6 protein-coding genes are annotated in these 11,832 nt (G+C 65.5%); 2 read left to right on the plus strand and 4 right to left on the minus strand.

Annotation, left to right across the window (positions count from 1 at the left end; all coding sequences use genetic code 11):
* Positions 1 to 98: 98 nt before the first annotated feature.
* On the minus strand, positions 99 to 5,939 hold the full coding sequence (locus ACQY6T_RS15030; RefSeq protein ID WP_428632027.1) for an alpha-2-macroglobulin family protein: 5,841 nt from the start codon (positions 5,937 to 5,939) through the stop codon (positions 99 to 101).
* A gap of 129 nt (positions 5,940 to 6,068) precedes the next feature.
* Between ACQY6T_RS15030 and ACQY6T_RS15035 the strand changes: the two genes are divergently transcribed.
* Positions 6,069 to 7,268 (plus strand): hypothetical protein, encoded by a 1,200-nt coding sequence (locus tag ACQY6T_RS15035; protein WP_428632028.1) that lies wholly within the window; start codon positions 6,069 to 6,071, stop codon positions 7,266 to 7,268.
* A 16-nt stretch (positions 7,269 to 7,284) separates the two neighbouring features.
* Here ACQY6T_RS15035 and ACQY6T_RS15040 read toward each other — a convergent pair whose 3' ends face one another.
* Both ACQY6T_RS15040 and ACQY6T_RS15045 read right to left on the minus strand, forming a co-directional pair.
* Positions 7,285 to 7,662 (minus strand): histidine triad nucleotide-binding protein, encoded by a 378-nt coding sequence (locus ACQY6T_RS15040; protein WP_428632031.1) that lies wholly within the window; start codon positions 7,660 to 7,662, stop codon positions 7,285 to 7,287.
* 8 nt (positions 7,663 to 7,670) lie between these two features.
* On the minus strand, positions 7,671 to 8,003 hold the full coding sequence (locus tag ACQY6T_RS15045; RefSeq protein WP_428632033.1) for a phosphoribosyl-ATP diphosphatase: 333 nt from the start codon (positions 8,001 to 8,003) through the stop codon (positions 7,671 to 7,673).
* 183 nt (positions 8,004 to 8,186) lie between these two features.
* Between ACQY6T_RS15045 and ACQY6T_RS15050 the strand changes: the two genes are divergently transcribed.
* Positions 8,187 to 11,264: a TonB-dependent receptor plug domain-containing protein gene (locus ACQY6T_RS15050; RefSeq protein ID WP_428632036.1), complete on the plus strand. Its 3,078-nt coding sequence runs from the start codon at positions 8,187 to 8,189 to the stop codon at positions 11,262 to 11,264.
* 142 nt (positions 11,265 to 11,406) lie between these two features.
* Here the strand turns inward: ACQY6T_RS15050 and ACQY6T_RS15055 are convergent, their stop codons facing one another.
* Positions 11,407 to 11,724, minus strand: a complete 318-nt coding sequence (locus ACQY6T_RS15055; protein ID WP_428632037.1) for a GIY-YIG nuclease family protein — start codon at positions 11,722 to 11,724, stop codon at positions 11,407 to 11,409.
* Positions 11,725 to 11,832: the final 108 nt, after the last annotated feature.

The raw sequence follows: 11,832 nt of genomic DNA on the forward strand, positions 1-11,832 counted from the left end.
GCAAGGCCGATGGCCCCCACCCCGCTCAACTAAAGGCCCGGCTGCGCCGGACCAAGTCTCACTGCCCCTCCCCTGAAAGAGAGGGGCTTAGCGGCGCTTCACTGCCCCACGCTCGCGACCGTCAGCGGGGCGTTGGGCCATTGGCCGCGGATCGCGGGCGAATACATCGCCTCGACCCGCGTTTGCGGCATGTTGAATTTGCCCGAGCCGTTGAGCCGCACGACATATTCCACCGCATGGGTGCCCGCGGGCATCCAGCCGAAATAGCCGCGCCAGCTGTCCTTGCCGCGTTCGACATAGCTCGGCTGTGCGCCCGATCCGCTGGCCTGATCGGCGAGCATTTCGGACTGGCCGCCAAGGTTGCCGACGATCGTTGCGCCGGGCGCGATGGGGTCGTTGATCACAACCCACGTCCGGCCTGCGGCCGCAACGACCTCGATCCGCACCTTGATCACGTCGCCGCGCGTCAGCCGGTCCTTGTTCGCCGCCTTGACGATGCTGACCGAACGCTTGATCCGGTAACCTGCGTTGAGCGGCTCCTTGAGCGGGACGGCGGCCTTGACGCTGACCGTGGCCCATGGCGTGCCGGTGCCTTCGTGGCTCAGGCTCATCGTCGCCGCGGCGAGCGCGACGCGAAGCGGTGAGACCGGCTCGGCCGGCAGCGGCCAGCTTTGCGAGGCAGTCCCACCGGCAAGGCCGATATTGGTGACGCCGGTGATCGCATTCGCCGGATAGAGCTCGGCAAAGCGGCGGACGGTGACCGCGCCCCACGCATTGGCGGGGGTGGTGTCCCAATGGCCTTTGCGTTGACGCTGCGCGACGCCGACCATCAGCTTGCCTGCGTCATCCTCCCAGCCCTTGCGGCCGAGTACAGCTTCGAGCGCTTTGATCGCCATTTCGTCACCGCTGGTCATCATCCACCAGGGTGCTTTCGCATCGTCGACGAGGTCGAGGCGGGTGCCTTCGTAAACGAGGCGTTTGCGCAGTTCGGCCTCGGCCGCGTTGCGCAGCGCCGGAGCGTTGCGCACGCTCGGCGTACGTTCGATCGCGACGAGCCAGTCGGCGAGGGTGCCGGTGGCCATGTCGATCGGCGCGACGTCGATCGCTGCCACGAGCTGCGGACTCGACGCATTGTTGCGCGCAAGCGCCGCAAGGGCGGCGATGCGGACGGGGCGGATGTCCCAGGGGCCGTAACCCTTGCGGGTGAGGCGCCCCTCGACGACCGCTTGCAGCGCCTTGACCATTTTGGCCTTCGACGCCTCGGGGATCGCGAAGCCGTTCGCGGCGGTCACGCTCAGCACATAGGCGGTGAGCTCGATCGACCCTTCCATCCGCTCATTGGGCCAGTAGCGCAGCAGGCCGTCGTTATCGAGATAGGTCGGCATCGCGCCGGCGAGTGCCTGCCAGCGCCCGAGATCGCCGAGCGCGATCGCGCGGGAGGTCGACTGTTCGAAGCAGTTGTACGGATAGGCGCCCATATAGTCGCGCACCCCCGACAAGGGCGGTGCGAGCGTGCCTGCGAGCGCGACATCGACATAGCCGCCGGGCAGTGCGCCCGCCGGGATGGCGATCGGCAGCGTCGTGTTCGGGCCGACGCGGAACAGGCTGGCGGCCCAAGTTTCCACCGGCACCGCCGGTTCGACGGTCTGCGCAAAGACCAGCCGGTCGCGCTGCTTGCCGCCCTTGGCGACCGCCTCGACCGTCCATTCGATCGGGCCGGTCGCCTCGGGCGCGGTCATCGACCAGCTGATCGGCACGGCACCGCCCGCCGGGATGGTGACGGTCAGCGGCGGCGCGGTCGCGACGGCGGGTGACAGCGTCGGGGTCGCGGTGACCTCCATCGGCTGATCGGTGCCGTTGCGCAGCGTGAAGCGCGCATCATAGGTGTCGCCGGTGCGCACCAGTTCGGGCATGCCGGCAAAGATGCCGAGATCCTGTACGGTGCGAATGCTGGTCTCGCCGGTGCCGAAATATTGCGACCCGTCGGTCGCGATGGCGACGAGGCGGAAGCCCGACAGATTGTCGGACAGTGGCACGTCGACCGTCGCGCGGCCCTTGCTGTCGAGCGGCACATTGCCTTTCCACAGCAGCACAGGGCGGAAATCCTCGCGGGTCAGCCCCGACAGATCGCCGCCGCCGCCGCCGCCGGGTTCGAGCGCCTTGCGGCCGTAATGCCTTTTACCAACGACCTGCATCTGGGCGGTCGAGGTGAGCACGTCGAGCGTACGCTGGCCCATCATCGCATCGATCAAGGCCCAGCTTTCGTTGGGAGAAAGCTGGAGCAGCGCCTCGTCGACCGCGACAAAGGTCACGTCGGCGTTGGCGGGCGCCTTGCCGTTCGGGGTCTTGACTTCGATGCTGGCCTTGGCGGTTTCGCGGACCGAATATTTCTCCTTGTCGGCCTTGACCTTGACGGCGAGCTGATGGCCTTCCCAGCCGACCTTGATGCGCGCGATGCCCATGCGGTAGCTGGGCTTGGCGAGATCGACCAAAGCCGTTGGCGGCGCGCCTTCGCTATTCTCGATCTTGAAGCCGACCGCGCGTTTCATCTTGCGGAACCAGCTTTCATCGCCCGTCACGCGGCCGCGCACCGCCATGACCGAGACATAGACGTCGGGGGCGTAGGTCGCGGGCAGCTTGACCTTCACGACGGGGTTGGTGCCTTTCAAAGGCACGACGAAGCTGGACAGGACGCCTTCGCGTTCGACGGTGACGAGCGCGGTTGCTTCGCGGAACGGCATGCGGACCTGGAAGCTGGCGGTGTCGCCGGCGGCATAGCGCGGCTTTTCGGCGATGACGTCCATGCGGTCGCCATTGTCGCCGCCAAACCACCATTCGTCATCGCCCGCGAGCCAGACCGACCGGACGGCGCGCGCTTCGTTGCCATCGGCATCTTGCGCGGTCGCGACCACGGTGACCTCGCCCGACACACCAGGCGCCATCGCGCAGCTGGCGCGGCCGAGCTTGTCGGTCGTCGCCGTGCAGTTTGCGGGCAGTTTCGTCGTCCGCATCTGATTGTCATAGGCATAGAAGCCGCCGATCAGGCGGCGCCGCGCGGTAATGATCTCGCGGTTGTAGAGCGCGACTTGAACACGCTTGCCGCTGATCGGCTTGCCGTCGAGGTCGAGCGCGATGAAATTGAGCTTGAGGTCGTTGTCGCGCATCAGCCAGCCGTCGGTCTTGAGCCCGAGGCGAACGGCGGAGGGATAGAGCGTGATGCGGCGGCTCGACGTCAGCGTTTCGCCGTTGGCATCCTCATAATCCATTTCGACCGCCATCAGCGTCGGTTCGGTGATCGGCTGGTCGACCGCGACGCTGGTCGTGGCAGCGCCATTGGCGTCGAGTTTGAGCGGCACCGAGCGCGCGAGCGGTAGGTCGGCGGCGGGTTCGTCGCCGCTGTCGTCGAGCTGGACGACGCCTTCCTTGACCGGCTGGCCGTCGAAATCCCAGTCGCGATAATCCTCGGGCGGCGACCAGCTGGAGCGGAAATTGGTGCGAATTTCGACCGGCAGATTCGGCGCGGGACCGCCCGAGAGATAGCCGACGAAGAAGGATAGCGGCACCGCCGTCGGGCGCACCGGCGATGTCTTGGGCCCGGAGACCGTCGCCTTCATCGTCGGCAGGCGATATTCATCGACCTTGATCGACTGGCCGGACCAGATCGTCTTGTCCTCGCCATCCTTGTCCTTGGTGACGAACACCAGTTCATAATCGCCCATCGGCGCCGAGGCGGGGACATTCCATACCGTTTCGCCGCTACCGGTCGTCGAAATCGCGAACGGCATTTCGAATTCGGTGTCCGACCCGCGGTGGACGAGGCGCAGCTTGCCCGCCAGCGGTTCGGGGGTCTTGAACCCGGTGCCGACCGGGCGGCGCAGGATATGCTTCATATGGACCGCCTCACCCGCCTTGACGAGCGAACGGTCGAACACGGTGTGGAGAATATCTTCGCGTTCCGACCAGCCATAGGGGAGGTCGAAATCATAGGGACGGATGCCGCTGCCCCAGTCGGTCAGGGTGAAGCTGAAATCGTCACCCGACCGCGCCGAGACCATCAGCGCATGGCCTTCGCTTTTGGTCGGGTCGGGGGTTTCTTCGCAGCTTGAATAGGTTTCGGGCTGGGGCAGGCCGCTTTGGAACGACAGGCGGCCGGCCTTGTCGGCGGTGCCGCGCGCGAGCAGGCGCCCGGTGCAGCTGTCCGACACGCGGATTTCGGCGCCCGCGACGGGCAGGCCGGTGTCGAGCGACGTCACCCAGGCCAGCGAGGCCTCGCGGCCCCATTTGAAATGCACTGCCATGTTGGTGACGAGCGCGGCGGTCGCGACATAGCGCGTCGTCTTGCGGCCGAGCAGCGCGGCGCCCAGTTCGGGACTGGCGATCTCGACGACATGGAAACCCTTTTCGGTCAGCGGGATGCCGACGACCTCGAATTCCTTGCCGCCCGCGGGCGGAGCGATCTGCAGGTCGCGGCGTTCGCCGCCTGACGGCGCATCGGCGAACACAGATTTGGTGCCAGTGTAATTGACCGTGACCTCTTTGCCGGTGCGGTCCTTTTCCTCACGATAGTCGGTGTCGTCGGCGTCATCGACGCGTTTCAGCCAGCGCGCGATCGCCACGTCGTCATCGCCGACCTTGAGCGCGGTCGCGGGCATCTTGAGGTTTGCCTGGACCAGCGAGCTTTCGACCCCGCGCACGGTGACGGGCAGGACGCCGCCCTCGCCGGCTTCGAGGATGCCGAATTCTGCGGCGAATTTGACCAAAGGCGGGGCGCGATCGAGGTGGAATTTCAGCGGGAAGTTCGACTGGTTCTGCAGCTTGCGGCCGCTCTGGTCGGTGACATCGGCGGGCAGGACGAGCGTCGCGTCGACATTCTGCGGCAGCGGGCCGGTGAAGCGGACGGTCGTCAGCCAGCTGTCATTCTTGTCGTCGTCGTCGATCTTCGGGGTCAGCTTCTTGCCGTCGGCGGTGTTGAGCGTCGCGGCGAGGATCGTTTCGCGCGACACCGGCGAAGCGAAGCTGAGCGTCACATCCTTGATCGGGTTGCAGCCCGCCTGCGGGTTGATGCGGCTGCACGACATTTTGGCGGTGAAGGCGGGGCGGACGTCGTGGTCGAAGCGCTGGTCGCGGCCGGCGGTGCGGCCGGGGACGCCGGCTTGCGCAATACGCGCATCCCAGACCAGGGCCATCTCGCGGCCGGGCGGCAGCGGGCGGCGGCATTTGACGGGGACGATGCGGTCGAGCGCGGCCTCGCGGTCGGCACCCGCGGCGGGGAAGCGCTGGGGCAGGCCCGCGTCGGCGGTGAAGGACTGGCGCGACCAATTATTCTCGCCGAGCCCGGTCAGGATTTCGGTCGCGGTCTCCCGCGGCAGGACGTCGAGCGGGATTTTCTCGCCGATACCATCGACGGCGCAATAGCCAAAGCGGCCGACCGAGGCGCGGTCGGCGGCGACGTTGGTGGCGACGAGGAAAATCTGGTTCTCCTCGATCCCGTCATAGATGCCGCCCGCCAGCACGGCGCGCGCCGACGGGCCGCCGGTGTCGAGCGCAAAGCGGTCGTTGCCGACGACGGTCACACCGCGCGCGGTTTTCAGCCCTTCGCGCAGCTCGACATGGCAGGCGAGCCCGCCGGGCAGCGCTTTGTCGAATTCAAGCACCCAGGTGCGGGTGTCGACCCAGCGGCCGGTTGCGGGGAGCTTGCAGTCGTTCGTCGCGGGGGCCGGGGCGCGGGGATCGCCGAGCGGGACCATGTCTTCGGAAAAGCGCAGGGTGAAGCGGGTGATCGTGCCGTCGCCGGTGCCTGAGCTGCCGGGGGTCGCGAGCGTCACCTGTGGCACGGTGTCGGCGGCGGTCGCCGCCATCGCGAGGCCGAGCGGGATGATCAGCGCCAATTTCGCCTTGCTGGTCAGCCATGTAGCCAGCTCGCGCCATCCCGTTTTCATTAGGTCTTCTCCCCGTTCTGGCCCGAACATCTATCCTGCTGGAAACAGGGGCAAGAGTCCACCCGTCGCCGCGCATAGCACACGGTTAGTCGCGGTTCGGGAAAATGCTGTGATCGTCGTCATAGACGGATGGAAAAATCTCTCCGCGTGATGAGGGAGGCCGCCGATGCTATCAGGGCCGGAAGCCGGGAAGTGCGACGAACGAGGGTGATCATGAAAATCCGAATGAGGGCGATGGCGGCGATCCTGCTGGGATTTGCGCAGATGGGAAGCCTCGCGGCGCGGGCCGGGGAGCCGGAGCAGCCACAGGCCGACTGGGCCGCGTTTCGTCCGCTGATCGGGCATACGCTGGTTTACGCCAAGCCCGATCGGCCCGGTGAAGAGAAGGGTGTTTTCCTTCGCCTGGATGGCACGGGAAAAGCCGCCACGCGTGGGCCGGATGGCGCGGGCGAACCGCGGCCGATCCGGTGGATGACGACTTCGAGCGGGCAATTCTGCGTGACCGATGTCGGGACGAAGCTTTGGGATGGCGATTGCGGCTGGCTGTCGATCGATGGCTTGACGGCGACGCTGACACCGGCCAGCGGGCCGGTGTGGCCGGGCCGGGTTCTGGAAGGCGATGCCTGGAACCTCGACCCGTCGGCGCGGTCCGGGGATCGGCTTGCCGGGCGCGCCGCGATCGAGGCACTGGTCGGCAATACGATTCTGGCCATCGGTTATGGCAGCGCCGACGCGCATCGAGCTCATTATCTGATGGCCGATGGCAAGGCCCGTAGGGCGCACAATGACCAGCCCTATTTCAACAATTGGGCGCTTCTGCCCGACGAAAAATGGTCGATCCGGGGACCGGCGGACCAGCTATGCTTCAGCGGCGGCGGGTGGAAGGAGGTTTCCTGTTCCACGGTTTCCATCGCCGGCGATTTAATCACCATGCATTATGAAAAATACGGACCCGTGCACGCGCTGCTTGTGAAGGGCGATGCCCGAAACCTGTCGCCCGCAGCCGAGATCGCGAGCAGGAAGAAGGCCGACGCGCTGGTCGGTCATAGCATCTTGCTAAAGGCAGCCGACCGGGGAGCGAAGACCGACAGCACTCTCTACTTTATGCGCAAGGGTTCTGGTCTCGCGAAACGAGGTGACGGGGCGCCGGTGCCGATCAAATGGATGGTCCAGCTCGACGGCAAGCTGTGCGTTGTCGAACAACCGCGCGATTTTCGCGACGAGCGCTGCACGACGCTGGCGATCGACGGCGATGCGGTGACTTTGTCGGCGCCCGACCGCGCGCCGATCGCGGGCCGTCTCCTGAAAGGCAATGCGCTGAAAAAATGAGCGGTGCGGGCGTCGTTTACCGCGCCAGCATCGGCCCGAGCTTTAGCCCCGCAAAGATATGGACGTGGAGGTGGGGAACCTCCTGATGCCCGTCATGCCCGACGTTGGCGAGCAGGCGATAGCCGGGGGCGACGAGGCCGGCGTCGCGTGCGACTTGGCCCACCGCACGGACAAAGCCCGCGATTTCGGCGTCGCTGCCGCGTTCGGAAAAATCGTCCCAGCTGACATAGGAGCCTTTGGGGATCACGAGGATGTGGAGCGGCGCCTGCGGGTTGATGTCGTGAAACGCGAGCGCATGTTCGTCCTCATAGACCGTCTTCGACGGCAGTTCGCCGCGCAGAATGCGCGCGAAGATGTTGCTGTCGTCATAGGGGAGGGTCGCGTCGATCGGCATGGTGGCTCCTATTGCGGTCGTGCGGCTTTTTCGGTGTGGCCCGAGATGCCGTGGCGGCGATCCAGTTCGGCGGCGATCATGTCCCACGTCAGGCCACGGTCGGCGAGCAGGATCGAGAGGTGGAAGACAAGGTCGCTCGCCTCGCCAATCAGCGCCGGATCGTCCTCGCTGACCGCAGCGATCACCGCCTCGACGGCTTCTTCGCCGAGCTTTTGCGCGATCTTGCCGCGGCCCTTGGCCGCGAGGCTTGCAACGTAAGACGCCTCGGCCTCTCCCGCGGCGAGGCGGTCGTGGATGATCGCTTCCAATCGCCCCAGCGTTTCGCCCATTGCCTTGCTCATCCGCGCGATCCTTTCGCCCGCTGCCTAGCGGCGCGCGGCGGGCGCGACAAGCGGTTGGCGCATGTGTTGCCGGAACGACACGGTGTGCCGATTTTTATCCGCCGGTAACCATATCGAAACGCGCGGGACGGTATTTTTTCCGGGCCGGGGGGCGAGTTCAACTTTGTAAATCGGAAAAAGACCATGACATCGAACACCGGCCCCCGGGTGTTTCTGACCGCCACTGCCTCGCTGATCGCGCTCGTCGCATCGCCGGTGGCCGCGCAGGCAGAAGACGACGACATCGTCGTCACCGGATCGCGCATCGCAAAAAGCGAATTCACCAGCCCCGATCCCATCGATGTTATCGACCCCGACAGCGGGAAGCTCCAGGGACAGACGCAGCTGGCCGACCTGCTGCGGTCGACTCCCGCGGCGCAGGGATCGATCCAGGTCACCTCGGCGATTTCGAACCGCTTCGTCGCCAATGGCGGCAATGATGTGCAGTCGGTGTCGCTGCGCGGCCTCGGCGCCGAGCGGACGCTGGTGCTGATCAATGGCCGCCGGGCGGGGCCAGCGGGGATTCGCGGGTCGGTCGCGCCCTTCGACCTCAATGTCCTGCCGCTGTCGGTCGTCCGCCGCGTCGAGGTTCTCAAGACCGGCGCCTCGTCGATCTACGGCTCCGATGCGGTTGCGGGCGTGGTCAACATCCTGACCCGCGACGACCTTGACGGGTTCGAAGCGGGTGGCTCTTCGTCGGTCCCGACGCATAGCGGCGGCGAGAGTTATGGCGCCGATTTGAGCTTTGGCAAACGCTTTGGCCGCGGTCATTTTTTCGCGACGGTCGACTATTTCCGCCAGCAGAACCTGACGCGCCGCGACCGCGGCTTCCTGTTCTGTTCGGAAGAATATTTGAAGCGTGAAGCCGACGGCAGCCGTGCGGACATCGTCGATTTCCGCACCGGGCGCCCGGCCTGTAGCAGTACGCTGGGCAATGCCATCGTGTTCAGCGATTTTTCGGGGGTCGACGAAAACGGCTTTCCGACCTTTGGCCCCGGGCTGATCGCGCCGAACGGCCAGGCGATTTTCGCCGGCCAATATGGCGCCGAGTTTGCAGGCGTTGGCATATCGATCAACGCCTATAATCCGATCGGGGTGTTCGGCCCCGACAATTTCTTCGGGGTGAATTTCGATGGTCCGTCGACCGGCGCGCTCAACCAGTTCGAACCGGTCGAGCAGGCAACCGATGTGTTTTCGGGAGTGAGCCGGATCAGCGCCTTCGCCGACGCCGCTTATGACCTCACCGACAGCGTCACCATCTATAGCGAGGCGCTGTTCAGCAACCGCAAGTCGCGCAACAACGGTGTTCAGTTGCTGACGCTTGAACAGTTTACCGGCGCGTCTTTCCTGCCCCTTTTTCTCTGCAACCCCGCGGCCAGCAATTGCGATCCGAATGACCTGGGCGATCCGTTCAACGCCGAGTTCGGCGGCAACATCATCCTGCGCCCGCGTGTGCTGGTGAAGTCGGAAAGCCGCGCCGATGTCGATTATTATCGCGGCGTACTCGGGCTTCGCGGCGAATTGGACGGCGGGTGGAAATGGGACGTCCATGGCCAGCACAGCCGTTCGGACGCCAGCTATACGCAGCACGTCCTCTATCAGGATGCGCTGGCTTCGCAGACTTTGCGCACCCGCTCGTGCGTCGGGACGGCGACCGCGGTGCGCGGTGTGCCGTGCATCGACATCGACTTCACCGATCCGCGCGTGTTGCGCGGCGACTTCACGCCCGCGGAACGCGCCTTCCTGGTCGGGCGCGAGACCGGGCGGACTCTGTTCACGCAGACATCGGCCGAAGCGCTGCTGACGGGCAAGCTGTTCGATTTACCGGCCGGGCCGGTCGGGACGGCCTTTGGCGTCAACATTCGCCGCGATAGGATCAACGACACGCCAGGCGCGGCGACGCTCGCAGGCAATGTCGCGAATTTCACGACCTCGGGGATCACCGCAGGACGCGCGGTGTCGAAGGAAATCTTTGGCGAGATCGAAGTGCCGCTGCTGGAAGGTGTGCCAATGATCGAGCGGCTGACGTTATCGGGCGCGGCGCGTTATACCCATGTCGAGGCCACGCGCCGCGACGGGGCGGACGACCGTTTCAGCGATACGACATGGAAGGTCGGCGCCGACTGGGCGGTGACCGGCTGGCTGCGCCTCCGCGGCACCTGGGGCACCTCGTTCCGCGCGCCCGCGCTGTTCGAACTGTTCCTGGAAAACCAGACGGGGTTCCTGGGCCAGCAGGACATCGATCCATGCATCCAGACTGCAGCGCGGCTCGCCGCGGGGGCGATCAGCCAGCGCGTGGTCGACACTTGCGCCGCCGACGGCATCGGCCCGAATTTCGCCGGCGGGATTGGCCCCGCGACGATCGTGTCGGGCGGCGGCATCGGTCAGCTCAAACCCGAAACCTCGACCGCGAAGACGGTAAGCGTCATTCTGACCCCCGACCTTTCGGGCGTGCTGTGGGGCGGCCTGCGCACCAGCCTGGCGGTCGATTATTTTGACATCAACGTGAAGGACGAAATCACGCTGCTCGGCGCGGGCAATATCCTGCGCGGCTGTTATGATTCAGACGTCGCGAACGAACCGCTGTGCGGCCTGTTCACGCGGACCGCGGCGGGCCCCGACGCGCAGAGCGTCGCGAGCGTGACCGACCGTTATGTCAATATCAGTCGCCAGCGGAACCGCGGCGTCGATATGTCGGTGGCGATTGATCAGGATCTGGGCAGGTTCGGCGCACTGGCTTTCCGTGCGCAGATTACGTGGCAGGTCGAGGACAAGGTCGCATTGTTCCCCGGCACCGAGATCGACGACAATGGCAAGATCGGCAATCCGAAGTGGGTGGGCGATTTCAACCTTGGCTGGATGAAGGGCGGCTGGACGCTGTTCTACGGGCTCGACGTCACCGGCGCGGCGTCGAACAGGGCCGATCTTCTGCGTGCGCAGGGCGGCGACGCGTGCCGCACGTCGAGCTTCCGTCCGGGCGGGCGGTTCTGCCCCGACGTCAGCTTACCCGCGACCTTTTATCACTCGCTGTCGCTGAGCCGCGATGTTGCCGAGCGGTTCCAGATCACTTTGGGCGTCGCGAACCTGTTCGACACCCCGCCGCCGCGCGTGTCGACTGTGGTGGCTGCGACCCCGCCGGTGATCGGACAGGCGCCGGCGTTCGGGACGCAATATGATTATCTGGGGCGGCGGGTGTTTTTGAGCGTGCGGGGGAAGATTTAGTGGCGGGGCTGGCGGCTTTTGACCCGGGACCCGCCTTTTTTCAAGGCAGGCAGGCCCCGGGTCAAGCCCGGGGTGACGATAGGGGATGTCCGCACCGGTCGAAAGCCGACACCTGTCATCCCGGACTTGATCCGGGACCCGCCTACTTTCTTCCCAACGGCAACGCTTCAAAGCCGAAATCCTCGGCGAGATCGCGCCACGTCGGATTCATTGCGTTGATCAGGTTATATTTCCACGGTCGCAGCCATCGCTTGATGCGCTTTTCGCGCAGGATTGCCGAGTCCATCGTGTCGTGGCGCTCAAACCAGACGAGGCGCTTGATTTCATAATCTTTCGTATATCCCTCGAACGTCCCTTCGCGATGCTGATGGACGCGTTGGACAAGGTTCGACGTAACCCCGGTATAAAGCGTACCGTGAGACGAACGCGCGAGAATATAGACGCAGGGGTGGCGTTCCATCGTCGCAAGGAAAGACAAGGCAGGCCCCGGGTCAAGCCCGGGGTGACGGTAGTGTGTCCGAAACCGAGCAGATATCGGGTAGCTGAGCCCTAGCTTCTGCGCCGGGGC

Origin of the sequence: Sphingopyxis sp. (assembly GCF_965279725.1) — a bacterium.
Classification (GTDB): domain Bacteria; phylum Pseudomonadota; class Alphaproteobacteria; order Sphingomonadales; family Sphingomonadaceae; genus Sphingopyxis.